This window comes from Glutamicibacter sp. ZJUTW (assembly GCF_008370855.1).
In the GTDB taxonomy this organism is placed as follows: domain Bacteria; phylum Actinomycetota; class Actinomycetes; order Actinomycetales; family Micrococcaceae; genus Glutamicibacter; species Glutamicibacter nicotianae.
This window is the reverse complement of sequence record NZ_CP043624.1, coordinates 3,507,199-3,531,785: the sequence shown is the minus strand read 5'-3', so window position 1 is coordinate 3,531,785 and position 24,587 is coordinate 3,507,199. Positions and strand designations below refer to the sequence as shown.

Genomic DNA, 24,587 nt, shown 5'->3' with positions numbered 1-24,587 from the left:
TCAGTCCTTGGGCAAGTCCACATTCTGGGTACGAAGCTGGCCACGGGAGAGCTGCTTGCCGGTGGCTTCATCGGTGATGATGACCTCCCAGAGCTGCTGGGTGCGCCCTTGGAACAGCGCGGTGGCGACCACCTGGACCCGCGCCCCGGTGGAGGGGCGCAGGAAGTCAGTGGCATTGTGCACTCCAACGGCGAATTGCCCGCGTTCGGCCACCGCATAGCTGGCGCCAACCGACCCTGCACTCTCGATCATCGAGGCGTACACGCCTCCATGGACCACGCCCCACGGAGTGTGGTGGTTCTCGTCCAACTGCGCGTGGGCACGTACTTCAGTGGCAGTGATTTCATCGAATTCCAATCCGATGCTTGCGCTGAATCGGCTGGTCTTGTCAGGAATCCGTGGTGCTGGCTTATCCAATTACTGGTCCTTGAGCTAGTTCGTCGTGCTGTCTTCAAGCGCCTGGGCGCGCAGAACATTCTTCTGCACCTTACCAGTGGAGGTGCGCGGCAGATCCTGCGGGAAGACGATGGTGCGCGGCACCTTGAATCCGGCCAGCTTTTCGCGGGCGAAGCCAATCAGGGTTTCGGCATCCAGGGTGGATCCGCTGGTGCGGATGACATAAGCCACCGGGCGCTCGCCCCATTTCTCGTCGGCGACGCCGATGACTGCAAGGTCCAGCACTTCTGGGTGCGATGCGAGGGCCTGTTCCACCTCGATGGTGGAGATGTTCTCGCCGCCGGAAATGATGATGTCCTTGGCCCGGTCGCGCACCTGGATGTAGCCGTCCGGGTGCATGACGCCGAGGTCGCCGGTGTGGAACCAGCCGCCATGGAAAGCTTGGGCGGTGGCGGCGTCGTCGCGGTAGTAGCCGATCATGACGTTATTGCCGCGCAGCACGATTTCGCCCATGGTCTGCCCGTCCGCCGGGACATCGTCCATGTTCTCGTCGACAATGCGCGCGGACTCGGCGGTGATCATGCCAACGCCCTGGCGGGCGAGCTTCGCTGCCCGGGCCGGCCCATCGAGCTCATCCCACTCATCCTGGTATTCGCACACCGTGTACGGCCCATAGACTTCGGTCAGGCCGTACACGTGGACTACTTCGATGCCCAGATTCTGCAGCTTGGAGATGATGGCCGGGGATGGCGGAGCGCCAGCGGTGGTGATCCGCAATGGCGCATCAAGCTGGTGGGCGCGGGTGGAGTCGGCGATGATGGAGCAAACGGTCGGGGCGCCGCACAGGTGCGTGGTCCCCAGATTCTCGATGGCGTCCCAGACCGCATCCTCGCGCACGCCGCGCAGGCACAGGTGGGTTCCTCCTGCTGCGGTAACGGCCCATGGGGTGCACCATCCATTGCAGTGGAACATCGGCAGGGTCCACAGGTAGCGGGTCTTGGCGGTGAAGCCCTGGTGGTGCGCTTCGCCCAAGGAATTCAGGTAGCTGCCGCGGTGCGAGTAGAGCACGCCCTTCGGCTTGCCGGTGGTGCCTGACGTGTAGTTGAGGGTGATCGGCGCCCGCTCGTCGGCTATGGCATAGGGAAGCTTCTCATCCGAGGTTTCTGCGAGCAGCTCGTCCAAGGTGGCGTCCACTTGCACTTCGGGACGCGGTCCGGAGTACTGGTCATCGGTGATTTCGATGAGCGCCTCCAGCGTCGGGTTCTCCCGGCGCAGGGTCTTCGTATTCTCCAGCAGCTCGGTGTCGGCAAGCATCAGCTTGGTAGCCGAATGATCAATGATGTACTGCAGCTCGTGGGCCGAAAGGCGGGTATTCAGGGCAATGAGGACGCCGCCAGCCAGCGGTACGGCGTAATGCGCCATGAGCATTTCGGGAGTATTCGGTGCCAGCACGGCCACGCGGTCGCCCGGTTCAATGCGCGCCTTCAGCGCCTGGGAAAACCGGTGCACGCGTGCTTCGAGTTCCGCGTAGGTGTAGCTGCGAGTTCCATGGATGACGGCGGTCTTCTTCGGATAGGCCTCGGTTGTGCGCTCAAGGAAACGCAGCGGGGTCAGTTCTGAATGGTTTGCACGGGTCATGACCATGGGGTGACGTCCTTTGTTCTCTGTTACTGTTCCGCTGCAGCCGGGTTCGCCGGCTCGGAATATGGAGTGGATCACACTGATTCATATCGTGGCATGAAACTGCAGTTCTATCTACGAAACGAAGTTTCATTTCGTTGAATGGATGCATTGCAGCGCCGAGTGCACAGCAGTGGCGCTGGCATGCAGGAAAGGACTGCAAGTCTTCCCCTAGACCAGGATGCATGCCATTCTCTAAGCATGACACCTGTCCGCACTCCTGCTGCCCAGAGCCTGCAAGCTGCGCTCGGCGCCGGTGTGGATCCACTGGGTTACGCCCGGCAATTGCTGCCCTTGCATCGCGCCTGGTCCGAGGGCGCGCGCATCCGGAGCGAGGTGCGTCCGGTCATTGCGCGCTCCTGGAAGCGGGCTCCGGGCCGCGGTGGAGAATCCAGGTTGCTGCCGGAGGAAGAGCTGGCTGCTCGCCGGCGGGGCAACCAGGAAATGTCGATTCTCGGCCAACTGCTGGGCGACCGGCTCCTGCCCCTGGCAGGGCAGGCAGAAAACCAGCTGGTCATCACCGACGAGGAAGGCTACATCCTCTCGGTGCGCGGCCCGCGCGCCGTGCGCCGGCAAAGTGACGGTATCGGCTTCATTCCTGGAGCGCGCTGGCGGGAGGCGGATGTGGGAACCAATGGCATCGGCACGGTTATGGTCGACCGGATTCCCATTCAGGTCTTCGGCCCGGAGCATGCCCGCGAGGAGCAGCATGCCTGGGTGTGCACCTCGGCGCCGATCGTCAACCCGGCCACCGGCGCCTTGGCGGCCACGGTGACTCTGGCTGGGTCCTTCCGTACCGCGCATCCGCACACCCTCGCGCTGGTTTCCGCGACCGCGCGGGAGGCCGAGGGTGAGCTACTGCGGCTGCACCAGCTGGAGCTGGACGAGCTGCGCAGTGCCGTGGATGGCCCGGGCGGACGCTACGTGCTGGTGGATGGGCATCTTGCCGTGGCCGCCAGCCGAGGATTCGACTGCCCGGCACGCCTCCCTGTGCCTGGGGGGCTGCAGGAGGGCAACGTCTGGGTACGCGGTCTGGGCGCCATGCACGCCGCACCGGTCCCCGGGGGATGGTTACTGCGTCCCGTTGCGGAGCGGGTAGTGCTGGAACTGTGCTCCGGCCCGGTGCCTAAGGTGGTGATCAGCGTGGGCTCGGAACGCACCGAAGTGCCACTGGGGTGGCGGCATTGGCAGATCCTGGAGCTTCTAGCCCGTCGGCACCAGGGTGTCGATGCGGACGGGCTCGCTGAGCTGTGGCCTAGGCCCGTGAGTGCGGTGACGGTGCGCGCCGAGGTGTCACGGCTGCGTGCCAAGCTCGGCGGAATCATCGCCGCGCGCCCATACCGGCTGACCGTGCCGGTGGTCTTCTCCTGCTGACATCGCGCAACCTTTTGCAACCCTTTCTTCTTGTGATCCACGTCATAATCTGGATTCCACGCGGCAGGGCACCTGACGCACCAATTAGACGGTTCCAGAAAGAAATGAAGTGATGACGATGGCCGAGAACTCCCCGGAAACCCAGGCACGATCATGGCTGGCGAAGCTGCAGCAGGCGTTGTCGGCCAGTGATTCCGCCGCCGCAGTGCAAATGTTCGGCGAGGAATCCTACTGGCGCGACCTGACCTCGCTGACTTGGAACCTGCATACCGCGGAGGGGCGCGACGGCATCCAGTCCATGCTGCTGGGCATCGATGCCGGGGCCTGGCCGCGCAACCTGCAGGTGACCAGCGCCACGGAAGCCGAGGGCGTCATCGAGGCCTGGTTCACCTTCGAGAACGATGCGGTGCAGGGCAAGGGCCTGTTCCGGTTGCGCGACGGGTTGGGCTGGACAATGCTGTCCACCGCGCAAGGACTGCGCGACTTCCCCGAGCCTTCCGGGGCGCGCCGCGAATTGGGGGCGGACCACGGGGCGGACATGGTCTCGGAGAACTGGCTGGACCGGCGGAAGAAGGCCCAGGAATCCTTGGGAATCACTGAGCAGCCCTATGTCCTGGTCATCGGCGGCGGCCAGGGCGGCATCGGCCTGGGTGCGCGGCTGAAGCGCATGGGCGTGCCCGCGCTGATCATCGACAAGCATCCCAAGCCCGGCGACCAGTGGCGTTCGCGCTACCACTCCCTGGCCCTGCACGACCCGGTCTGGTACGACCACATGCCGTATATCGAGTTCCCCGACCACTGGCCGGTGTTCACCCCGAAGGACAAGATGGGGGACTGGCTGGAGTGCTACACAAAGCTCATGGAGCTGGACTACTGGTCCCTGACTGAGGCGGTGGGCGCACGCAAGGACTCCGAAGGCGAGGGCTGGATCGTCGACGTCATCCGCGACGGCCAGCCGCTGACCCTGCGCCCCGCCCATCTGGTCCTGGCCACCGGCATGTCAGGCATCCCGAACCTGCCGCAGTACCCGGGGCAGGACATCTTCGCCGGCGAGCAGAACCACTCTTCGACCCATCCTGGCGGAGAGGCCTACCGGGGCAAGAACGTGGTGGTGATCGGGTCGAACAATTCAGCCCACGACATCTGCGCCGACCTGGTGAACAACAGAGCGAAGCCGGTCATGGTGCAGCGCTCCAGCACCCATATCGTGCGTTCCGAATCGCTGATGAAGACCGTGCTCGGCCCGCTGTACTCGGAGGAGGCGCTGGCCAACGGGATCGACCACAATACCGCGGACTTGATCTTCGCCTCGATCCCGTACAAGGTTCTGCCCGAGTTCCACAAGCCGGCCTTCGCCCAGATCCGCGAGGATGACGCTCAGTTCTACCAGTCGCTGACCGATGCCGGGTTCGATCTGGACTTCGGGGACGACGACTCGGGCCTGTTCCTGAAGTACCTGCGCCGCGGTTCGGGCTACTACATCAACATCGGCGCCTCGGAGCTGGTGGCCGATGGTTCCATCGCCCTGGCCAAGGGAGAAGTCTCGCACCTGACCGAGCATTCCGTGGTACTGGCCGACGGCACCGAGCTGCCCGCCGATGCGGTGGTCTACGCGACCGGTTACGGCTCCATGAATGGCTGGGCCGCGCAGCTGATATCCCAGGAGGTCGCCGACGAGGTGGGCAAGTGCTGGGGACTGGGGTCGGGCACCACCAAGGATCCCGGACCGTGGGAGGGGGAGCTGCGCAACATGTGGAAGCCGACCAGGGTCAAGAACCTGTGGTTCCACGGCGGCAACCTGCACCAGTCGCGCCACTACTCCAAGTACCTCGGGCTGCAGCTCAAGGCCCGCTACGAGGGGCTGGGCACCCCGGTGTACGCACTCGCCGAAAGCTTCCACCGGCTCTGAAGCGCGGAAGTACCTGGGGTTTCCCGGCCCTCCTGGACCGTGATTGGTCCGGGCGGGCCGAGGCTCGTTGCCAACCGGCAGAACAGGTACTGGGGGCCGAACCGGGCAGGGATTCCGTTGCAAGCCGGTTCCTCAGCATTAAGGCGAACAGGACATGATGTGTGGCGAACAAATGAACGATTGCGACCAGAAATGACCGCAGTTCACCGAATGAATACCGGAGTATTTCGATTTAAGAAGTGAATTGTTTGACGCTGCTTCGTAATCACCCATATTGTTTTAAGCAGAATCAAGAGCATCAGCTATAAGCCCTGGCTTGCTGATCGGCAACCCTCTCAACGGTAGTGGGGTGCTCCAGGTGAGGATTCGGTTCCACGCAAAAACGTGCTGGAACAAGTACCGCACACGGCGCGGAACTCCAACTCTGGCGGCTTCGAGAAGCAAGAAGCTCCGGCGTGCGGACTACTGCGCGGTGGGCAAGACCCGAAGGAATCGAGCCATGTCATTGAATCTTGAACTTGACCCGTTGACCCTGCGCAAGGTTTTCGCTCAGCATCCGTCAGGCGTAGCCGCCCTCTGTGCAGAACTGGATGGCGAGAAGACCGGCATTGTGGCTTCGTCATTTACCGTGGGTGTTTCCCTCGAGCCAGCACTGGTGATGTTCGCCGTGCAGAAATCATCGAATACGTGGCCAAAACTGCGCAACGCTGGCCGCATCGGCGTTTCGGTGCTCAGCGAACGCAATGAAGGAGTGTGTGCTCAGATCGCGTCGAAGAACGGCGACCGATTCCGCGGGATCGACACCTATTCCTCGGAGCAGGGCGCACTGTTCATTAACGAGTCCACGCTGTGGCTGGAAACCTCGATTTACAACGAGGTCGAAGCGGGGGATCACTGGGTGATCTTGATGGAAGTCCACGGGCACCGCATCTCGAAGCACTCACCGCAGATCTTCCACGATTCGCGCTTCCATTCACTGCCGGTTCCCGAGCTCGTCTAAGCCCTTCTGAACTTCCAAAGCTTCGGCCAGATCAACGTATTGATCTGGCCGAAGCTTTTTTGATTTCGAGGCCTGCAGAATCACTTTATACTTGCGCCAATCTGAAAACTAGGCGCGATGCCTCTTGATCTCCGGGCGCACCGGCCGCAACCCTGGACTACATGCAGCCCATGCACTGCGGGCAAGTTCGACGTGTAATTGCACTTCCACTGCAGCTGATTGCGGAGGTAAATCGGCGGCAGTGCGCCAAGAGCCCAGTTACGGCTTCAAATTCACGCAACGCCACGTCGGCGACATCAAGTTATCCACGGCCCTGAGCGGTGAAATTCTTGTCGGTTGTGAACTACTTCGGGCTCGGAGCCTTGATAGCGAACATTAATCCGTGGTGACTAAGGGTTTTGCAAAATTAACAGTATCCACAGTGTTATCCACAAAACTGTGGATGAAGTGTGGGGAAATGTGAACAAAGGAGCAAAAACCCCGGAAACTGGGCGGTTGTGGGTGTTGATAACCTCGATGTGGTTGGCGTGACCTTCAATGAATTAACTTTCTTTCCACAAGTGTGAAAATGCAAACAGCCTAGTCAATCGGTGTTACCGGTGTGTAGAGTGGGGTAATCCACAGGGTTCTCCCCAGACTGTGAACAGGGGAGTCCACAGGTAGCGGTGTGTTATCCACATATTCTGTGGATAATGAGGTTTACGCCTGTTAATAACAGCCCTAGTGTTGGCTTCGGGAGAGAAATATCCACAGGCGCTTTACAGCTAAATGTCCGTATCGACTGACATGATGAAGCGTTGCCATGAGGGCAAGGAGAATTTTCCCAGCGGGTCAATAGGGGATGGAAGTGTCTGCAATGAGTGCTGAGCCGGTTTACGAAGGACGGGAATCCGACGCAGGGCGTAAGCCGCCACAGGATATCGAGGCCGAAATGTCGGTGCTCGGCGGCATGATGCTTTCCAAGGATGCGATTGCCGACGTCGTTGAATCCATCCGCGGCACCGACTTCTACCGTCCCTCCCACGAATCCATCTACGAGGCAATCGTTGACCTCTACGGCCGCGGCGAGCCAGCCGATGCGGTCACCGTAGCCGACTTGCTGACCAAGCGCGGCGAAATCTCGCGCGTGGGTGGCGCTGCCTACCTGCACAACCTCATCCAGCAGGTTCCCACTGCGGCGAATGCCGGGTACTACGCAGAAATCGTGCGCGAACGCGCAGTGCTGCGCCGGCTGGTTGACGCCGGTACGCGCATCGTCCAGATGGGCTACTCGCCGGATGGCGAGGTCGACGCAATCGTCAACGAAGCCCAGGCCGAGGTGTACAAGGTTGCCGAGAACCGCAGCAGCGAGGACTATGTGCGCCTCTCGGACATCATCGAAGACACGGTCGACGAGATCGAGAACGCGGCCAACGCGGGCGACGGCATCACCGGTGTGCCCACCGGCTTCTACGAATTCGACGAGCTGACCCAGGGCCTGAAGGGCGGCCAGATGATCATCATCGCTGCCCGTCCCGCCGTCGGCAAGTCGACCTTCGCGCTGGACTTCGCCCGTTCGGCTGCCATCAAGCACAACATGGCCACCGTGTTCTTCTCCCTGGAAATGGGCCGCAACGAAATTGCGATGCGCCTGCTCTCGGCCGAAGCGTCTATCCAGCTGCAGGACCTGCGCAAGGGCTCGGTGGAAGATGCGCAGTGGACCAAGATCGCCACGACCATGGGCCGGCTCAACGAAGCCCCGCTGTTCATCGACGATTCGCCGAACATGTCCATGATGGAAATCCGCGCCAAGTGCCGCCGGCTCAAGCAGCGCAACGAGCTGCGCATGATCATCCTCGACTACCTGCAGCTGATGAGTTCGGGCAAGCGCGTGGAATCGCGCCAGCAGGAAGTCTCGGAGTTCTCGCGTAACCTCAAGCTGCTCGCCAAGGAACTCGACGTGCCGCTGATCGCGCTATCGCAGCTGAACCGTGGTTCGGAGCAGCGCACCGACAAGCGGCCCATGGTCTCGGACCTGCGTGAATCGGGTTCGATCGAGCAGGACGCCGACATGGTCATCCTGCTGCACCGCGACGACGTGTACGACAAGGAAAACCGTCCGGGCGAGGCCGACGTGATCATCGCGAAGCACCGTGCAGGTCCGACCAAGACCATCACCGTGGCCTTCCAGGGCCACTATTCGCGTTTCAATAACATGTCCAACGAGGGTTAGTCCCAGTCAGAACTCATATGGCACCTACTAACCCGGCTCATTGCTGGCTATAGTGGGTGCCATGTTCGCTTCGTTGCAGGCTTTGCTTTGGGGCACCGTGGCCGGGTCCGCCCTGCTGCTGGGGTCCGGTGCTGCCTGGTGGCTGAAGATCCCCAAGGTCTGGGTCAGCGCCATCATGGCCTTCGGCGCCGGGGTCCTGATCAGCGCCCTGGCCTTCGAGCTGGTGCTCGAAGCCTATGGCACCGGTGGCCTTGGTGCGACGCTGGGCGGTGTCATTGTGGGCGCTGCCTTGTATTTCGTTGCGAACCGGCTGCTGGACTGGCGGACCGGAAAGAGGCAGGCGCAGCGCGCAGGCGAGCAGGATTCGTCCGGATCCGCGCTCGCGGTCGGCGCGCTCATCGACGGCATTCCAGAATCCGTGGCCCTGGGACTGACCGTTGTTGCCAGCGCAAGCATTAATCCGGCAATGCTGATCGCCATTTTCATCTCCAATGTCCCCGAGGGCCTGGCGAGCACCGCCCAGATGAAAGCGTCCGGGAAGAAGGGATCCTCAATCGCGTTGCTCTGGGGCGCCATCGCCATTTCCTGCGGCATCGCGGCCTTCCTCGGAGCCCTGCTGCTGGAATCCATGCCCGGCGAGGTGCTGGCTTTCGCCACCGCCGTCGCTGCCGGAGGCATCTTGACGATGATCGCCGACACCATGGTTCCCGAAGCCTACAAGGTGGAGCACGACTACACCGGATTGCTGGTGACCTTGGGCTTCCTCGCGGCGTTCAGCCTGCACGTGATCGGCGGCTAGGCGAAACCTGAGATCATGGTTGCATGCCCCTGAACCGCAGCAGCCAATCAACCGAGCGTGCCGAGTCCACCATCTATGCTCCGCAGTATCTTGCCACCACCCTTGGCATGTTCGTGCTCGTCTTCTTGGTCGCCTTCGAATCCATGGCCGTGACGACGGTGATGCCGCTGGTCAGCGAGCTGCTGGACGGTGAACGCTACTTCGCGCTGGCCTTTGCCGCACCGATCGCCAGCGGCATGCTGGGGATGGTGGCCGCCGGAGAAGTCACCGACCGGTGGGGGCCGAAGCACCCGCTGTTCATCGCCGTTGCCGTATTCTGCGTTGGGCTGCTGATCTGCGGTTCGGCCGAGAACATGCAGACGCTGATTGCCGGGCGCGTCTTGCAGGGAATCGGCGGTGGCGCGATCACCGTCGCCATCTACGTGCTCATTGCCCGGGCGTACCCTGGGCACCTGCACTCGAAGATCTTCGCCCTGTTCGCTACCGCCTGGGTGATCCCGGCGATGATCGGCCCCTGGATGGCAGGCCTGATCGCGGTGCACCTCGGCTGGCGTTGGGTGTTCTCCGGCGTGGCGGTGCTGGTGGTTCTCGCGTTTTGCGGGGTCGTGCCGGCGCTGAAATCGCTGAGCTCGACGCGCAATCCTGACCTGGGGCCGATTTCCGCCAAGCGGCTGGTGCTGGCTGGGCTGACCGGGATGGCAGTTATCTGCATGAATCTGCTCGGCAATGCGCAGGGCCGCTGGTCCCTGCTCGGTCTGGTCCTGGCGCTGGCGGTAGCCCTGGCCGCGGTTCGCCCGCTGCTGCCCAAGGGCACATTCAGCTTGGCCCGGGGACTGCCGTCCACCATCATGACCCGCATCTTCGTGGCCGGTGCCTTCTTCGGCGTGGAAGTCTACCTGCCCTACCTGCTGCGCGAGGATTACCACTTGGGCCCCGACCGGGCCGGCCTGATCCTGACGGCTTCGGCACTGTGCTGGTCGGTGGGCTCATGGCTGCAGGGAAAGCTGGGGGAGAAGGTGGAATCCTCCACCTGCATCACCGTGGGTGCCATTGCTGGCTGCATAGCGATTTCAACGGCATTGGCTACCGCGGTCTTCCATCCGCCGGTGCTCGTGCTGGTCTGCGGATGGGCTGTGGGCGGCTTCGGCATGGGCATGATCTTCCCGAGGCAAAACGTGAACATGCTGGCCCTGTCCGCCAAGGACGAGCAGGGATTCAACTCATCGGCAATGACCGTGGCCGACTCCCTGGGCAATGCCGGGGTCACCGCCATCGGTGGGGTCATCTTCGCAATGGCCGCCACCGGCATGGGGTTCATCTCGGTATTCAGCTTCAGCCTCTTGCTGGTGCTCGTCCTGATCGCGATCTCGCCGCGCACCAAAGCTGTTGCGCGGCCGGCAGCCTGACTACGCTGGGGTCATGGGCACCGAGCTTCCGAAAACCAGCAACCCCGCGGCCAGGGCCTTCGAGCAGGCCGGCATCACCAGCCTCGAGCAGGCGGGGCAGGCCGGCGCCGCGGCGCTGCTCGCACTGCACGGCGTGGGTCCGAAAGCCATCCGCCTCCTGAGCGAAGAGCTGGCCGCGCGAGGCCTGGAGATGAATCCTTGAACTGCCCGGCTCAGCCGCGCGGCAGGATCTCCAGATGGTGCTTTTCCGGTTCCACCAGATGCTTCGCGTACTCGGTGTGCTTGGCAACGTAGGCCTTCACGTACGGGCAGACCGGAACGATTCTGGCGCCGCTGGCGATGGTGTTCTCCAGCGCGAATTTCACCATGATGCCGGCCAGCCCTTGCCCGCCATATTCCTCATCCACGGTGGTGTGGAAGAAAATCCGCTCGACTCCTTCTGAACCGTCGAAATCGCGGTAGTGCGCCGCGCCGATCATCTTCCCGTCATCATCGAGGGCGAAACGCTGGCGCTCGGGCAGGAAAACTGGCTTGATATCGCTCATGGAAAGCTCCTTGGTGGCTAGGCGGGGTTCACCCGCGGGCGAAGGCGAACCGTGGGAAGGGCAGGGGCTGGCAGGGCTGCCGGGGTATCAGGCGGGAAAGGCCCGAAGCGGTCCTCGGAGGCGTCCCTGGGCTCCGCCCCGATTTCGGCTTGCCACTGCGCGCGGAAGGCGAGGACTTCCTCATGGGTGCGGCCCACGAAGTTCCACCACATCAGGATGTCTTCCTTCAGCGGTTCACCGCCGATGAGCAGCGCCAGCACCGGCTGGTCGCCGGACCTCAGGTGCAGAGTCTTGCACCCGGCCTGCACGAATCCCAGATCGCGCGGGGCGAGCTCATGGCCGTTGACTTCGAGGCTGCCGGAGTCCAAGAGGATCCCGTGCTCATGGTGCTCGGGAACCACGACGTGGATTTCGGTATTCGGCTCGAGGCGCAATTCCGCGCCGCCGAGCTCGGTGTGGGTCTTCACCGGGGAGGCGGAAGATTGCCCAGCTACCGCGTAGGTTCCCAGGAATACCGATAGCGACCAGCCCTCGGCGGTCAGCGGTTCCGGGCGGTAGTTCTCGAAGGTATGCTCCATGTCCCGCGCATGATCGGGCAGCGCGGTCCATAGCTGGGCGCCGTGGAGGATGGTGGTGTCCTCGGTGAGGATCTCCGAATGGCTGATTCCGTGGCCGGCGGTCATCAGGTTGACCTCGCCCGGGCGCACGGTTGCCTTGAAGCCGGCAGAATCCATGTGGTTGATCTCGCCGGTGAAGAGCCAGGAGACGGTCTGCAATCCGGTATGCGGGTGCCGGGGCACGTTCATCCCGCCGGTGACCTTGACGTCGTCCGGACCGTAATGGTCAAGGAAGCACCAGGCGCCAATCAGGCTGCGCTGCTTTTGCGGCAGCGTGCGGAAGACAGTCATGGCCCGCGGGCCGCCCAGCGGCACTTCGCGTGGCTCGAGGATTTCAACCTCTGCCCCGGAGCGCAGTGCATGGCAGTCGATCTCCTGCGGACTCTGCTCAAGATTGCTCATAGGCCAAGGCTATTCACTGCCGCCCGTTTTGACTACTCGCTCCGCTATTTTCCATATCGCCGGAAGCCATGCCATTCCACTGTGCGCGCTTGGGCCCGGTCGCGAAATTTTCGGCCGGGGTACGATCGATGCAGTGGTATTAGGCATCTTTCAAGGAGCTTGCAGCAACGTGGACAGTGCAATTCTTCGCGACGAAGATCTTCTCAAGCTGGAAAAGCAGGTCTGCTTCGGCCTGGCCGTAGCCTCGCGCTCGGTGATCTCGGCATACAAGCCCGTGCTGGATCCGCTGGGACTGACTCATCCGCAGTACCTGGTGATGCTGGCCCTCTGGGATCTGGGACCGATCAGCGCCAGTACCCTCAGCGGGCACCTGCATCTGGATCCGGGAACGCTCTCGCCGCTGGTCAAGCGGCTGGAAACCGCCGGGCTGGTAGCCAAGACGAAGAACCCGGACGATGAGCGGGCAGTGGTCATCCAGCCCACGGAGAAGGGCGCAGCGCTGCGTGCCGAAGCGGTGAAGGTGCCCCGAGAGATGATGGCCCGGCTTGCCCTCTCGGAGAAGGATGTCCTGGAACTGCGCAGCATCCTGGACCGCATGATCGCCGCTGGTGCGAACGCTCCGAAGAGCTAGGCCCAATTTAGTTGGTGCACCAACTAATGACGTATGATTGATGTGCCAGCACTTGCACGTCAGATGACCGAAGAGGACGACGATCATGGATGAATCACCCCTGCCGATCATTTCCGATACCACCGGACTGAGCGTCGGCTACCGCATCTTCTGGCGCCTGAAGTACCTGGGATTGTCGATCTTCGGTCCCGCCGAGCGCCGCGTCCTGGCCAGCCCGCGCGAACGCATCAAATGGGATCGCGCCATGAAGGTCATGCGCGCCCATGAAGCCGCCGGAACCCTGCCGGATGAGCAAACGCTGTACACCGTGAGCCGCATGGAGCCCCGCCGCCCGCAAGGCTAGCCCGCGCAGCTGAGCCCGAAAGCGGGCCGCGATAGAATTGAACCCATGGAATCGATGACTGAGCTTGTAGTCGCCCGGCAGTTTTCCGCACCGAAGAACGCCGTCTGGGCTGCCTTTGTCGAACCGGAAATCATCGCCCAATGGTGGGGGCCGGAGGGCTGGCTGGTCGAGGAAGATTCCGTCGTCTTCGAAGCCAAGGTCGGCGGCCGGCATGAGCTGAACATGGTGCAGGCAGGGAACCCGGAAGCCAGGGTGCCGCTCAAGGCGGTGCTGACCGCCTTCGACGAGTACGAGTGCCTGGCCAGCGCCGACGGCCCGCACGAAATGACCTTGGACCTGGTAATCGAGACCCGCATCGAATTCAAGGAATTCGCCGGCCAGACCATGCTCACGCTGACCCAAACCCCCTTGCCGCATGAGGTGATCGAGTCCAGCACCCAGGCATGGCACTCGGCTTTCGCGAAGCTCGAAGCGCTGCTGGCAGAATACTTCTAGGCCCTACTGCGCAGCAGCGGAAGAAGCGGCGAAATAGCTGCGCACGCCGACCAGCTTCGCTGCCTTGCCGGCCGAGGCGAACCGCAGCACGTGGCTGAAGGGAGTTTCCCTGCCGCCACTGGTGAAGATCCCGTCCGCGCTGCCTTCCTTGCCGTGGGTGAGGATGCTCAGGAAGAGCACCCTGCTGGTCTCGGGGCGAGCTTGGACCCACTGTTCCACCGCGTCGCGTCCATGCAGGGCCTGCTCGCCCGGGAACTCCCACACCACATCCTCGGCAAGCCACTGGCGCAGTTCTGCCAGGTCCTTGCCGTGCAGCGCAGCCAGCAGCCCCATGATGATCTGATGGCGCGGGGCGTTGCCGCAGGTCGCCGGGGTCTCAATTTCCATGCCCGGTCCTCCTCGATGATGCCCGCGGCCTAGCCTCGCCCGATGTAGGGCATGCCGCCAGCGGTGATGGTGAATTGGTTGATGGACGTGCCCAATGGAACCCCGGCGATGTACGCAACGGCTTCAGCGGCTTCGGCCAGCGGGAAGGTCGGCTCGACGAGCCGATGTCCGCTGGGCTGCAAGGCTCCCTCGGTGGCGCCGAAATCATCGAGCAGGTCGCTGGCGGTGTTGCCGATATCGATCTGGGTGGCCCTGATCCGGTGCTCGCGCCCATCGAGTTCAAGGCATTTGGTCAGGCCGGCGATGCCGTGCTTGGTGACGGTATAGGCAACGGAGTTCACGCGCGGCACCTGCGCCGAAATCGACCCGTTGTTGATGATGCGTCCCCCGCCGTGCGCCTTGAAGTGGGTGAACGCCGCCCGGGCGGCGTTGATGGCTCCGGTGAGGTTGATCCGGCACACCTCATCCCACTGGGCAGGGTCCAGCTCGTCGATGGCTGCCGGGGGACCGAAGATCCCTGCATTATTGAACAGCACGTCGACCGATCCGAAACGCTCGGCGGCTGCGGCAAACAGCTGATCCACGGCCTGCGGATCACTGACATCGGTGGGGACCACCAGGGCGGAGCCATGTCCTTGCGCCGTCTCGTGCAGCTTCTGCGCGGTGCGCCCGGCGAGCACCACATTCCATCCCTGCTCCAGCAGCAGGCGGGCGGTGGTGCGGCCGATGCCTGATCCTGCACCGGTGATGACGATGGTGCGCGGGGCGTGCGGGGCGTTAGATGCTTGGGACATCAATTCTCCTTGCGGAAATCTCAACGGCATTAGGGTGAGGCGCGTGGTCCCATCCTAGGAATTCGGGCCACGAAACCCCAGTTTTCTTCTGCATGTTGCGTCGCATCCCCGGCCGCGTTTCCCGGATCAGCCTGGCCGGCTACTAACCTTGAAGTGGCCGGTTCGCGCAATCAGGGCCGAATATCCCCGAAGGAGTCTTGTGTTCCTCGACGTGCTTTATGGCGTGCTGCCGCTGTTCTTCGTCATGCTCATCGGCTACGCCGCCAGCCATGCTCCCAAGTTCCCGGCCAGCGTGGAACCAGCACTGAACGTATTCGTCTTCTACGTCGCCCTGCCGGCCCTGCTCTACAAGGTGGTGGCCCGGGCGGACATCAGCGACGGCGTGCCGTTCGCATTCCTGTGGATCAGCATCGTCTCGGCACTCGTGTTCGCGCTGATCAGCTGGCTGGCTTTCCGCTATCTGCTGCGCGCAGACCGGGCGCGGGCGCTCGCCGGCATGCTGGCCACCAGCTTTGGCAACGTCTCGTATCTGGGCATCCCGATCGTCCTGGGCGTGATGGGAACCGAAGCCGGTTTCGCGGCGGGCATGGGGCAACTGGTCCACAACATCATCTTCATGGTCGGGTTCCCCATCCTCGCCCAAATCGTCCTGCCCCACGCAGGCGGAGGAGAGCACAAGGCCAGTGCTGCGCGCATTGCCCGAACCGTGCGCAACGCCCTGGTCTGCAGCCCGGTCACCTGGGCGATGCTCGTCGGCGGGGCGATAGCAATGTTCGCAGTGCCGGTGCCGCAGCCGGTGGACGACACCATCGACCTGGTGGCCGCCGCGGCTGCTCCGGGCGCGCTCTTCGTCATCGGCATGTCGCTGAAGCGGACCATTGACCGAGCACGTTCCAGGCGCCGGGCGCCGGCGGCCGCGGACGGTACCGCGCCAGCAGCCCGTTGGGCGAAAATTTCCATCGCCACCATGGTCGTGGGCAAGCTCGTGGCATTCCCCGTGCTGGTGGTGGCCATGCTGCTTGCCTTCGCCCCTGAGCTGGACCGCATCTGGTTCAATTCGGCGGTGCTCATGGCGGCCATGCCGGTGAGCGCGACCGCCTACATCATGGCGCAAAACGACACCGGGGATGGCGAACCGACCGCGGTAGCCATCGTCATCACCTGCGTCCTGTCGGTCATAGCATTGCCGGTGCTGGCGCAGCTGGCGCTGAAGTAGCCTTCCGCGCAGTCCTTGACCTTTGCCCCGACCGGGGACAGGCTGGTAGCACCACATGCCAACCGGCGAGGAGCTTCCAGCCGCAGAGATGAGATGCAGGGATTAAATGAAGAAGTTTTCGCTGACCGCCATCGCCCGGGCCCAGCTGCGCGATGCCGAGAACGCCGGCAATGGCCGCGCCGCCAGCACGGTGTTCGGAGGCCATGAGCATACGCTGCGCCAAACTGTCATCGGGATCAAGGCCGGCACCGAGCTGCAGGAGCATGCGAATCCCGGCGAAGCGACACTGCTGGTCCTCGACGGAAGGGTCACCGTCTCATCGATGGGCAACCAGTGGGAGGGGCGCAGCCAGGATCTGATCGTGCTGCCCGAAGGGCGGCTGAAAATCAGCGCTACCGAGGATTCCAGCGTGCTGCTCACGGTGGCCAAGACCGATCGCTAGGCGGAAGCGAACTGCGGGCTAGTCCACATCAATGGACTGGTCCGCATTTGCCGGGGGAGGAGGACTGGCTAGACACTGACCGCGTCCTTCTCCCGGTCTTCGTTGGCGCTTGCGCCGGCCGCGGCCTGCGCGTCAGCCAGTTCCCCGGCTTCGGCATCGATGCCATTGGCCGATGCAGCGGCTTCGCTCGCCTTGGCGTCGCGCTGGCGGCCCTGCAGGGCCGCGAGCTCTTCGGCGGACACCGGGTGGGCTTCGGCATGCACCGGCTTGAGCTGGTCGATGACCAGGGTCAGCGCCAGGCTGGCCAGGGCCCAGATGCCCAGGACCACCAGATGGGACGAGAGGCCGGCCCCGTCGAAGTAGATGATCGCGCGGATCGCTTCAACGGCCGCAGGCATCGGCAAGATGTCGTGCAGGATGGCGAAGATGCGCGGTTCCATGTAGATGGACAGTGCGCCGTTGGAGGCCGGGACGCCCAGGAACATCACGACCAGCATGGTCGGGAGCAGGCAGACCATGCCCATCAGGCGGTTGAATACCGTGGTCAGCATGGCGACCGAGAAGATCGCCAGCACGCCGGTGCCGAACAGCTGCCAGAAGTGGCCTTCGACAGCACCGGTGAACGGTCCGGCGATCAGGTAGAGCACGGCTGACATGAAGGCCGAGTACACCGCCACCAGCGGGATCAGCTTCTGCAGCGGGCGCAGGTGCGGTGCCGCGGTGGAAGCAACCATGATGACCATGAAGCCTGCCATCACCCAACCCATGCCCAGATACATGACCACGGTGCCCATATTGTCGTGCTCCGGAAGCTGCGCCAGTTCCCGGTGGTCCACGGACATGTCCTGGGCCTGGCTGATCTGGGTGAATACCTGCACAACTACCTGCGAGGCGGCGTTGCCGGAAGCCTGGGCGGTGTAAATGGTTGCCTCGGGATCCTGCTCCGACGGCAGCACGAACGCTCCGGTCAGCTCCTGCGATTCGACCAGATAGCGGGCGTCGCCGGCGTTGTCCATGACGGTGAAGACGAACTGGTCCTCCATGGACTCCTTCAGCGAATCCACCGTCTGCTGGGCCTGCTCCATGGAGGTACCCACGACCGCTACCGGCATCTCGCGCGGAGCTGGGGTCTGCATGGCGCCAAGCATGGAGCTGAGCATGATGGCGATCATGGCGAAAGGCACCGCGCCCAGGGTGATGTAGCGCCAGGCCTTGTTCTTCGGGCGCGGGCCGCCATGCAGGGAAGGGACATTGATCTGGGTCGGGATATCGCTCTTGCCCTTGGCGGTGCGCAGCGCATCGATCAGGGCGACCAGCAGCAGCGCTGCCACGGCCCCGCCGGCAAGGATCAGGATATGCACGCCCGCGCCGTCTCCATCGAAGTACAGCACCGAACGCATGGCTTCGCCCAGGGCCGGCATCGGCAGGAACTGGTGCAGGAACGGGAAGATCTTCGGCAGCATGTAGACCGACATTCCCATGTTGGAGGCCGGCTGGCCCAGCACCATGAACAGGAACATGCCCGGGATGACAGCCATGGCACCGAAGATGCGGGTCAGCAGCAGCTGGCCTGCGCCCACGGCGAAGACACCCAGGGCCAAGGTGCCCCACGCTGGCAGGATGGTGGCTGCGGGGAGCACGCCGAGGATCGGGCCGCCGACCAGGATGCCCAGTCCCGAGAGGAGGATCGACCATCCGCCCAGCAGCGGCAGCGCCCTGCGGCGCCGCAGCAGCTCGGGGGAGTTGGAGCAGGCCAGGGACCACGGCATGTAGCCGGCGGTGATCATCGCGGTGGCCAGCAGCATGGCGCCCATGCCCATGGAATCATCCGCCGGGAGCGGCTTCAGGTCCTCTGCCGCCAGCTTCAGCCCGTCTTCCAGGATCACCGGCGTGAGCACTGCCTTGATGGCCGAGGATGCTGAGACGCCTGCAGCGCTTGCGGTGTACATGGTGGCGGTCTTGCCGTCGAGGTCAACGGCGGCGGTCACTTCGCGGTCATAGACCAGCTCGCGGGCTTCGCGCGGCGAATCGACAATGCGCAGGTCGACTGCATCCCCGTTGCCAGCTTCGAGCGTGCGGACGAAGTCCTCTGCCTTCTCAGTGCTGGTGGCGGAAATGGCCACCGGCATGTTCTTGGCTTCCTGCTGGTGCATGGCGCCGAGGTAGCCCCAGATCATCATGCCCACGATCATCAATGGCATGATGAAGACTGCGACAGTCCTGCCGATTTTCTCGGCCTTGGCGCGTTTGGCGGCCGTTTCCTGCTCGGAGAGCGGCTGCTTCTCGTGCTTGGCCCTGCGGGAGGGCGGCGGGTTTTCAGTGACTGCGGCGTCGTTGCTCAACTACGCATGCTCCTTGGATTCTCGGTCAGCGGCGGGATGCTTGGCACCCCGGCAAGATTATTAGTTGAATACTGGCAACCAATTTACGCCACATGGCGTAAAACTATCTATGATTGTGCCGAGGTTCACTACCTGGGCAACTGGTGCGTAATGCGAGCGAAGGGTGGAGACGGTGAGTCGACATGGCGAAAAGGCGCGGGAGATTCTGCTTGATGCGGCAGAAGAACTTTTCGCGCGCTATGGAATCGACGCCGTATCGAATCGGAAAATTGCCGAACATGCCGGCACGGCCAACCACTCGGCGATCAAGTACCATTTCGGGAGCCGGCAGGATTTGCTGGAAGCCATGCTGCAGCGGGCGATGGATGGCATGCGCCGCTGCCGCGCGTCGCTCCCGTCGGCGGCAGGCGGGCCCGAGGCAAGCCTGCGCGAACTGGTTACCGTGCAGGCGCTTCCCTGGGTGTATTCCTTCGACGCGTTGGATCACCCTTCCTGGCGGGCGCAATTCCTCTATCAGGCCCGCCTGCATCCGGAGCTGCCATCGATCGTCGGCGACAGCCTGCGTGCAGAGGTGCTGGACGCCGCGGCCCAGGGCCGGGCGATCAGGGAGTTCGAGGGCATTCCTGAAGTGGTGGTCAAGTCGCGTGCATTGATTCTCGGTCCGATGTTCCTGGGGTTGTGCGCGCAGTACGAGCGCACGGTCAACGACGGCAGGCAGCGGGGGAACTGGGAATCGGTGGGCTACTTCCTGGTCGATTCCATGGTGGGCATGCTGGCGGCGCCAAGCACTGCGCCAGCCGACTTCATGGCGTTCGGCGATGACTAGCGGAAGCTGGTGCGTGGCCGCTCTCCGGATCGGAAAGCTGAATTAAAAAACGCAGAGGCCAGGTCCCGACGCCTCAGGGGTTGGCCTCTGCGTGGTCTTGAGGAGCGCCTAGCGCCCTTGGTGCTGGCCGAACAGGCGGCTGAACAGCGAGGGGACCTCGCGGGTGATCCGCGGCTGGCGGGCGATATCGGGATCCAGGCCTTCGATAGGCTGGAACAGCCCGGTGCGCAACGCGTCGGTGGTGGCAACGAGGCGCTGGCCCTCCGGTGAGCAGTTGATCTTGCCAGTGTTGATAGCGGTCATTGCGACCCTCCTTCGCGATTCTCTATTTCCATAATATGGAAATTATGTTTTGCCTTGCGAAACCATTATGTGCACCATGGTGGATTGTTGGCAATAGCTGGGCGCAAAATTTTCTATCCGCAATGCGGAAAACTTTCATAAATCACACTTGTTAAAGATTTTCCGGCTTTGACTTGACGGCGACGCTGTGAGGTGGATTACAGTGGTGGCACAAGGTTCCACGAAACCAGCATCGAGTCGAAGCCGAAGTCTCCTTCGGTGGTAAGGGTGTTCAGCCAAGGTCCGTGGAAAGAACGACCGTTTGAAAAGAGCTGATCACCCGATGCGACTAGACGTATTCAATCAATTGCCCGCAGCCGAGGCGGCAGATGTCCTGCGCCCCTGCGTGGATGTCGACCGCTGGATCGATGCACTTGTTTCCGCCCGTCCTTTCAACAGCTTCGATGAGCTTTCCAGCTATGCGCTGCAGGACGTCGCCCCCTTCAACCGCGAGGAAATCGCCGCCGCCTTGGCGCACCACCCGCGCATCGGCGAACAAGCGCAGGGCAGCAGCAAGGAAGCCGACCTCTCGCGTGGCGAACAGGCAGGCCTGGACTTTGATGGCGATGTCACCTCACGCCTGGCCGCGGCCAACAAGGCCTACGAGCAGCGCTTCAACCGGGTCTTCCTCATCCGCGCCGCTGGCCGCAGCTCCGAAGAAATCCTCGCCGAATGCGAACGCCGGCTGGCCAATGGCGAGCAGGAAGAACTTCTTGAGGTTGCCGAGCAGCTGCGCCAGATCGCGCTGCTGCGGCTGCAGAACGCGGTGGACAACTAAGCCAATGCCCGGGGTGCACACCCCGCGCATTTACCGACCCCTTATCCCTCCGACAGCCAGGAGATGAACATGGCAGATGGCAACGGCGAACGCAGCCACATCACCACCCACATACTCGACACCGGGACCGGGAGGCCTGCCTCCGGTGTCAAGGCCACGCTGGAAGCCAAGACGGCATCCGGCTGGCAAGAAATCGGTTCAGGTTCCACGGATGCCGATGGCCGCATCAAGAACCTCGGACCGGTACAGGTTGAAGCCGGCCGCTACCGGATTTCCTTTGAAACCGGCGGCTACTTCGGGAAGCAGGGAACGGAAAGCTTCTTCCCCGCGGTAAGCATCGATTTCTTCGTCAATGACGTCGACGAGCACTACCACGTACCTCTTCTTATCAGCCCGTTTGCATATTCCACGTACCGAGGGAGTTAGAACCATGACTACCGAAATCACCGCCCCGGCAGACACCAAGATCGTGCTGGGCTCCAACCAGTACGGCAAGGCCGAAGTCCGCCTGGTCAAGATCACCCGCGACACGGTTCGCCACCAGATCCAGGATCTGAACGTCACCAGCCAGCTGCACGGCGACTTCACCGCCGCGCACCAGGATGGCGACAATGGCCGCGTTGTCGCCACCGACACCCAGAAGAACACCGTCTATGGCTTGGCCCGCAACGGTGTGGGTGCCATCGAGGAGTTCCTGGTGCAGCTTGGCGAGCACTTCACCGGGGAATTCGATTGGATCACCGGTGGCCGCTGGGCAGCCCAGCAGTTCTTCTGGGACCGCATCAACGACCACGACCACGCCTTCTCGCAGAACAAGTCCGAGGTCCGCACCGCCGTGCTGGAAATCGGCGCCGACGGCAAGAAGTCGATCGTTGCAGGCCTGGAAGACCTCACCGTGCTGAAGTCCACGGGCAGCGAATTCCACGGCTTCCCGCGGGACAAATACACGACACTGAAGGAAACCACCGACCGCATCCTGGCCACCGACGTGACCGCGCGCTGGCGCTACACCGAGCAGGCCATCGCCGAGGGCATCGACTTCGACGCGGTCTACACCTCGGTGCGCCAGCTGCTGCTGACCCGCTTCGCCGACACCCACTCGTACGCGCTGCAGCAGACCATGTTCCAGATGGGGCAGGCAGTGCTCGAAGCTCATCCGGAAATCGCCGAGATCAAGATGTCGCTGCCGAACAAGCACCACTTCCTGGTGGACCTCGAGGTCTTCGGCCAGGACAACCCGAATGAGGTCTTCTTCGCGGCTGACCGCCCGTACGGACTGATCGAAGCGACGATCACCCGAGAAGGCACCGAGGCGAATCACCCGATCTGGGCAAATATTCCGGCATTTATCTAAACGAACAGCGTTGAAGGTGTGCCGGTGCTGGCACACCGGCACACCTTTGGCAGCGACTGACGTAGGAGGTCAGCCTTGAGCGCTACACAAGATGAATCTATCAAAGGCAATCGTCCCGAGGACGCCAAGCTTCCGCTGGGGAAGTCCTTTGCCTATGGCTTGCAGCATGTCCTGACGATGTATGGGGGAATCATCGCCCCGCCGCTGATCATCGGCAATGCCGCAGGGCTGGCTCCGGACGAAATCGGCCTGCTGGTCGCCTGCTGCCTGTTTGTCGGCGGGCTGGCCACCATCCTGCAAACCGTGGGCATCCCGTTCTTCGGTGCGCAGCTGCCGCTGGTCCAGGGCACCTCCTTCGCCTCCGTGGCCACCATGGTGGCCATCGTCAATGGCGGTGGCGGCATCCAGGCGGTCTTCGGCGCGGTGCTCGTCGCTGCGTTGATCGGCTTCCTCATCGCACCGTTCTTCGCCCGCATCATCAGATTCTTCCCGCCGGTAGTGACCGGCGTGGTCATCACGATGATCGGCATCTCGCTGACCCCGGTCGCAGCCAACTGGGCCATGGGCGGGGACGCCAAGGCCGAGGGCTACGGGTCGCTGGCCAACATCGGCCTGGCCGCCGGAACGCTGCTGGTGGTCCTCCTGCTCTCCAAGGTCGGCAATGCGGCGATCTCCCGCATGTCGATCCTGCTGGCCATCGTGCTGGGCACGGTCGCCGCGGCACTGCTGGGCATGGCAGATTTCTCGCAGGTCGGCCACGGCGCCATCTTCGCCTTCCCGCAGCCGCTGGCCTTCGGCATGCCGGTCTTCGAAATCGGCGGCATCATCTCGATGACCATCGTGGTGCTGGTGATCCTCACCGAAACCACCGCCGACATCCTAGCAGTGGGCGAGATTGCCGGCTCGAAGGTGGATTCCAAGCGTATCGCCGACGGCCTGCGCGCCGACATGGCTTCCTCCGCGGTAGCCCCGATCTTCAACACCTTCACCCAGTCGGCCTTCGCGCAGAACGTCGGCTTGGTGGCCATCACCGGAATCACCAGCCGCTTCGTGGTCGCTGCCGGCGGTGGCATCCTCGTGGTGCTCGGCTTGCTGCCGATCCTCGGCCGCGTGGTCGCGGCCATCCCCACCCCGGTGCTCGGCGGTGCTGGCATCGTGCTCTTCGGCACCGTTGCCGCCTCCGGAATCCGGACCCTGTCCAAGGTGAAGTACGACGGCATGAACCTGGTGATTGTCGCCGCCTCGATTGCCTTCGGCTGCATCCCGATCGTGAAGCCCGACTTCTATGCAGGATTCCCCACCTGGTTCGAGACGATCTTCCACTCCGGAATTTCCTCGGCAGCCGTGATGGCCGTGCTGCTGAACCTGCTGTTCAACGAGCTCAAGTTCGGAAACACGAAGAATGCATCAGTCTTCTCGGCAGCTCCGCCGCGGATGGTCAAGACCGAGGAGATCTGCGGACTGCTCGAGGGCGACCACTACGTGGGCGGCAAGCTCATCGACAAGGAAGGCTACGAGATTCCTGTAGTCACGCCCGATGAATTCGAGCAGATCCAGACAGGGGCCATCGAGATGCCTGTACCCAGGCTTGCCGGGAACCCGGAACACTAAGCAGAAACAGGAAGAACCCGAACAGGACAAGAATGACCGCGACGAGATGGACAAGGATCCATCCTGAGCAAGATTAGCGCCCGCAGGCTTTAGAGCCGGCGGGCGTTCGCCCGTGGTGGGCTCAAGACCTCGTTGGATTGGTCCACAGCAGTGCGCCTAGCGCTGGGAACCTCCTACCCCCGAGCCAGTCGACCAGGACTCGGTTCCGGGCGTCCTGCATTGAGTTTCTTCTCAACGGCGCGTATCGCCGACTGCGTGCACCAGGCGGTGACCGCCGCAGCCGAGGCGTCGAGTGCAGCGGCTGGCAGCAGGTAGGCTGCGTTTTCCGCGCCGATGAGCAGGGCCATCAGGATGCCTGCAGGAATGCAGAGGAGTGCCGCCGTTGCGGTGGCTGTTGGAACCAGCCGCTGCATGACGCCTGCGGAGCTTCGATGATGACGGAAGGCGAGCACTGCATAGACCCCGCCAGCAACCAGCAGCCCGTGCAGCGCCCCGAAGGGCAGGCCGTACATGAATGTGATGGTCGCATAGCCTGCAGGCCCAGGGAGTTCGAGAGCGGTGACGCATATGGCGGCCACCAGGATGCCGGCTGCTGTTCCGCGCACCAAGAGTGGAAACAGGAGTTCCGAGGGATGCGTCAGGTGAAGGCGGTTCATAGGCCCAGATTAGGCCATCGCATGGCGTTG

At 63.0% G+C, this 24,587-nt stretch carries 26 protein-coding genes and 1 riboswitch; of the genes, 17 read left to right on the top strand and 9 right to left on the bottom strand.

What is annotated here, in order from left to right; all coding sequences use genetic code 11:
• Together F0M17_RS16545 and F0M17_RS16540 are read right to left on the bottom strand one after the other, a co-directional pair.
• Positions 1-417: a PaaI family thioesterase gene (locus F0M17_RS16545; RefSeq protein ID WP_149597610.1), complete on the bottom strand. Its 417-nt coding sequence runs from the start codon at positions 415-417 to the stop codon at positions 1-3.
• Positions 418-432: 15 nt separating this feature from the next.
• Positions 433-2,040, bottom strand: a complete 1,608-nt coding sequence (locus F0M17_RS16540) for an AMP-binding protein (RefSeq protein WP_149597609.1) — start codon at positions 2,038-2,040, stop codon at positions 433-435.
• 237 nt (positions 2,041-2,277) lie between these two features.
• Here F0M17_RS16540 and F0M17_RS16535 point away from each other — a divergent pair, with 237 nt between their 5' ends.
• From F0M17_RS16535 to F0M17_RS16505, 7 genes are all read left to right on the top strand, one after another.
• Positions 2,278-3,450 carry a helix-turn-helix domain-containing protein gene (locus tag F0M17_RS16535; protein ID WP_246857094.1) on the top strand — a complete coding sequence of 391 codons (1,173 nt, stop codon included), beginning with the start codon at positions 2,278-2,280 and terminating at the stop codon, positions 3,448-3,450.
• Positions 3,451-3,562: 112 nt separating this feature from the next.
• The gene (locus F0M17_RS16530) at positions 3,563-5,359 is read left to right on the top strand and encodes an NAD(P)-binding domain-containing protein (protein ID WP_371737253.1); all 1,797 of its coding nucleotides are present in this window, start codon (positions 3,563-3,565) and stop codon (positions 5,357-5,359) included.
• 287 nt (positions 5,360-5,646) lie between these two features.
• A riboswitch (SAM riboswitch) is annotated at positions 5,647-5,764 on the top strand.
• A gap of 94 nt (positions 5,765-5,858) precedes the next feature.
• On the top strand, positions 5,859-6,359 hold the full coding sequence (locus tag F0M17_RS16525; protein WP_073707159.1) for a flavin reductase family protein: 501 nt from the start codon (positions 5,859-5,861) through the stop codon (positions 6,357-6,359).
• 856 nt (positions 6,360-7,215) lie between these two features.
• On the top strand, positions 7,216-8,571 hold the full coding sequence (gene dnaB / locus F0M17_RS16520; RefSeq protein ID WP_038992790.1) for a replicative DNA helicase: 1,356 nt from the start codon (positions 7,216-7,218) through the stop codon (positions 8,569-8,571).
• 61 nt (positions 8,572-8,632) lie between these two features.
• Complete coding sequence (locus F0M17_RS16515) at positions 8,633-9,370, top strand: ZIP family metal transporter (protein ID WP_149597608.1); 738 nt, start codon at positions 8,633-8,635, stop codon at positions 9,368-9,370.
• A gap of 23 nt (positions 9,371-9,393) precedes the next feature.
• Positions 9,394-10,776: an MFS transporter gene (locus F0M17_RS16510; RefSeq protein ID WP_149597607.1), complete on the top strand. Its 1,383-nt coding sequence runs from the start codon at positions 9,394-9,396 to the stop codon at positions 10,774-10,776.
• Complete coding sequence (locus F0M17_RS16505; RefSeq protein WP_210416669.1) at positions 10,757-10,978, top strand: hypothetical protein; 222 nt, start codon at positions 10,757-10,759, stop codon at positions 10,976-10,978. The genes F0M17_RS16510 and F0M17_RS16505 overlap by 20 nt, the downstream gene beginning before the upstream one ends.
• 10 nt (positions 10,979-10,988) lie before the next feature.
• Here F0M17_RS16505 and F0M17_RS16500 read toward each other — a convergent pair whose 3' ends face one another.
• Entirely contained in the window at positions 10,989-11,321 is a 333-nt protein-coding gene (locus F0M17_RS16500; RefSeq protein WP_121867700.1) for a GNAT family N-acetyltransferase, read from the bottom strand.
• A gap of 17 nt (positions 11,322-11,338) precedes the next feature.
• Entirely contained in the window at positions 11,339-12,340 is a 1,002-nt protein-coding gene (locus F0M17_RS16495; RefSeq protein WP_149597606.1) for a pirin family protein, read from the bottom strand.
• Between the two features lie 169 nt (positions 12,341-12,509).
• Between F0M17_RS16495 and F0M17_RS16490 the strand changes: the two genes are divergently transcribed.
• The 3 genes from F0M17_RS16490 (at position 12,510) to F0M17_RS16480 (ending at position 13,809) form a co-directional block, all read left to right on the top strand.
• Positions 12,510-12,971: a MarR family winged helix-turn-helix transcriptional regulator gene (locus F0M17_RS16490; protein ID WP_073707156.1), complete on the top strand. Its 462-nt coding sequence runs from the start codon at positions 12,510-12,512 to the stop codon at positions 12,969-12,971.
• Between the two features lie 85 nt (positions 12,972-13,056).
• A complete protein-coding gene (locus F0M17_RS16485; RefSeq protein WP_052253948.1) occupies positions 13,057-13,314 on the top strand; it encodes a hypothetical protein in 258 nt (85 codons plus the stop codon).
• 45 nt (positions 13,315-13,359) lie between these two features.
• Complete coding sequence (locus F0M17_RS16480; protein ID WP_038992801.1) at positions 13,360-13,809, top strand: SRPBCC domain-containing protein; 450 nt, start codon at positions 13,360-13,362, stop codon at positions 13,807-13,809.
• 3 nt (positions 13,810-13,812) lie between these two features.
• Here F0M17_RS16480 and F0M17_RS16475 read toward each other — a convergent pair whose 3' ends face one another.
• Positions 13,813-14,196: a nuclear transport factor 2 family protein gene (locus tag F0M17_RS16475; RefSeq protein WP_073707155.1), complete on the bottom strand. Its 384-nt coding sequence runs from the start codon at positions 14,194-14,196 to the stop codon at positions 13,813-13,815.
• Positions 14,197-14,225: 29 nt separating this feature from the next.
• Positions 14,226-14,990, bottom strand: a complete 765-nt coding sequence (locus F0M17_RS16470; protein WP_038992802.1) for an SDR family oxidoreductase — start codon at positions 14,988-14,990, stop codon at positions 14,226-14,228.
• Positions 14,991-15,189: 199 nt separating this feature from the next.
• Between F0M17_RS16470 and F0M17_RS16465 the strand changes: the two genes are divergently transcribed.
• Together F0M17_RS16465 and F0M17_RS16460 are read left to right on the top strand one after the other, a co-directional pair.
• Complete coding sequence (locus F0M17_RS16465) at positions 15,190-16,206, top strand: AEC family transporter (protein ID WP_149597605.1); 1,017 nt, start codon at positions 15,190-15,192, stop codon at positions 16,204-16,206.
• A gap of 106 nt (positions 16,207-16,312) precedes the next feature.
• Complete coding sequence (locus tag F0M17_RS16460) at positions 16,313-16,648, top strand: LuxR family transcriptional regulator (RefSeq protein ID WP_038992804.1); 336 nt, start codon at positions 16,313-16,315, stop codon at positions 16,646-16,648.
• 68 nt (positions 16,649-16,716) lie between these two features.
• Here the strand turns inward: F0M17_RS16460 and F0M17_RS16455 are convergent, their stop codons facing one another.
• On the bottom strand, positions 16,717-18,990 hold the full coding sequence (locus F0M17_RS16455; protein WP_210416668.1) for an ABC transporter permease: 2,274 nt from the start codon (positions 18,988-18,990) through the stop codon (positions 16,717-16,719).
• Between the two features lie 172 nt (positions 18,991-19,162).
• On the opposite strand from F0M17_RS16455, the gene F0M17_RS16450 reads away from it, so the two are divergent.
• Positions 19,163-19,816 (top strand): TetR/AcrR family transcriptional regulator, encoded by a 654-nt coding sequence (locus F0M17_RS16450; protein WP_168202053.1) that lies wholly within the window; start codon positions 19,163-19,165, stop codon positions 19,814-19,816.
• 108 nt (positions 19,817-19,924) lie between these two features.
• Here F0M17_RS16450 and F0M17_RS16445 read toward each other — a convergent pair whose 3' ends face one another.
• Complete coding sequence (locus F0M17_RS16445) at positions 19,925-20,119, bottom strand: hypothetical protein (protein WP_066142901.1); 195 nt, start codon at positions 20,117-20,119, stop codon at positions 19,925-19,927.
• 322 nt (positions 20,120-20,441) lie between these two features.
• On the opposite strand from F0M17_RS16445, the gene uraD reads away from it, so the two are divergent.
• From uraD to F0M17_RS16425, 4 genes are all read left to right on the top strand, one after another.
• Entirely contained in the window at positions 20,442-20,936 is a 495-nt protein-coding gene (uraD, locus tag F0M17_RS16440; RefSeq protein WP_066142904.1) for a 2-oxo-4-hydroxy-4-carboxy-5-ureidoimidazoline decarboxylase, read from the top strand.
• Between the two features lie 69 nt (positions 20,937-21,005).
• Positions 21,006-21,362, top strand: coding sequence for a hydroxyisourate hydrolase (gene uraH / locus F0M17_RS16435; protein ID WP_038993376.1), 357 nt, complete (start codon positions 21,006-21,008; stop codon positions 21,360-21,362).
• A gap of 4 nt (positions 21,363-21,366) precedes the next feature.
• Positions 21,367-22,290: a factor-independent urate hydroxylase gene (pucL, locus tag F0M17_RS16430; RefSeq protein ID WP_038992811.1), complete on the top strand. Its 924-nt coding sequence runs from the start codon at positions 21,367-21,369 to the stop codon at positions 22,288-22,290.
• A gap of 75 nt (positions 22,291-22,365) precedes the next feature.
• Positions 22,366-23,901: a nucleobase:cation symporter-2 family protein gene (locus F0M17_RS16425; RefSeq protein ID WP_066142908.1), complete on the top strand. Its 1,536-nt coding sequence runs from the start codon at positions 22,366-22,368 to the stop codon at positions 23,899-23,901.
• A 173-nt stretch (positions 23,902-24,074) separates the two neighbouring features.
• On the opposite strand, the gene F0M17_RS16420 is transcribed toward F0M17_RS16425, so the two are convergent.
• The gene (locus F0M17_RS16420) at positions 24,075-24,506 is read right to left on the bottom strand and encodes a hypothetical protein (protein ID WP_149597603.1); all 432 of its coding nucleotides are present in this window, start codon (positions 24,504-24,506) and stop codon (positions 24,075-24,077) included.
• Between the last annotated feature and the right edge of the window lie 81 nt (positions 24,507-24,587).

Bases quoted from the DNA above. Each gene is read 5' to 3' on its own strand.
- F0M17_RS16540 (WP_149597609.1), bottom strand. From the start codon at position 2,040: ATGGTCATGACCCGTGCAAACCATTCAGAACTGACCCCGCTGCGTTTC.
- F0M17_RS16535 (WP_246857094.1), top strand. From the start codon at position 2,278: ATGACACCTGTCCGCACTCCTGCTGCCCAGAGCCTGCAAGCTGCGCTC.
- F0M17_RS16530 (WP_371737253.1), top strand. From the start codon at position 3,563: ATGACGATGGCCGAGAACTCCCCGGAAACCCAGGCACGATCATGGCTG.
- F0M17_RS16525 (WP_073707159.1), top strand. From the start codon at position 5,859: ATGTCATTGAATCTTGAACTTGACCCGTTGACCCTGCGCAAGGTTTTC.
- dnaB (WP_038992790.1), top strand. From the start codon at position 7,216: ATGAGTGCTGAGCCGGTTTACGAAGGACGGGAATCCGACGCAGGGCGT.
- F0M17_RS16515 (WP_149597608.1), top strand. From the start codon at position 8,633: ATGTTCGCTTCGTTGCAGGCTTTGCTTTGGGGCACCGTGGCCGGGTCC.
- F0M17_RS16510 (WP_149597607.1), top strand. From the start codon at position 9,394: ATGCCCCTGAACCGCAGCAGCCAATCAACCGAGCGTGCCGAGTCCACC.
- F0M17_RS16500 (WP_121867700.1), bottom strand. From the start codon at position 11,321: ATGAGCGATATCAAGCCAGTTTTCCTGCCCGAGCGCCAGCGTTTCGCC.
- F0M17_RS16495 (WP_149597606.1), bottom strand. From the start codon at position 12,340: ATGAGCAATCTTGAGCAGAGTCCGCAGGAGATCGACTGCCATGCACTG.
- F0M17_RS16485 (WP_052253948.1), top strand. From the start codon at position 13,057: ATGGATGAATCACCCCTGCCGATCATTTCCGATACCACCGGACTGAGC.
- F0M17_RS16480 (WP_038992801.1), top strand. From the start codon at position 13,360: ATGGAATCGATGACTGAGCTTGTAGTCGCCCGGCAGTTTTCCGCACCG.
- F0M17_RS16475 (WP_073707155.1), bottom strand. From the start codon at position 14,196: ATGGAAATTGAGACCCCGGCGACCTGCGGCAACGCCCCGCGCCATCAG.
- F0M17_RS16470 (WP_038992802.1), bottom strand. From the start codon at position 14,990: ATGTCCCAAGCATCTAACGCCCCGCACGCCCCGCGCACCATCGTCATC.
- F0M17_RS16460 (WP_038992804.1), top strand. From the start codon at position 16,313: ATGAAGAAGTTTTCGCTGACCGCCATCGCCCGGGCCCAGCTGCGCGAT.
- F0M17_RS16445 (WP_066142901.1), bottom strand. From the start codon at position 20,119: ATGACCGCTATCAACACTGGCAAGATCAACTGCTCACCGGAGGGCCAG.
- uraD (WP_066142904.1), top strand. From the start codon at position 20,442: ATGCGACTAGACGTATTCAATCAATTGCCCGCAGCCGAGGCGGCAGAT.
- uraH (WP_038993376.1), top strand. From the start codon at position 21,006: ATGGCAGATGGCAACGGCGAACGCAGCCACATCACCACCCACATACTC.
- pucL (WP_038992811.1), top strand. From the start codon at position 21,367: ATGACTACCGAAATCACCGCCCCGGCAGACACCAAGATCGTGCTGGGC.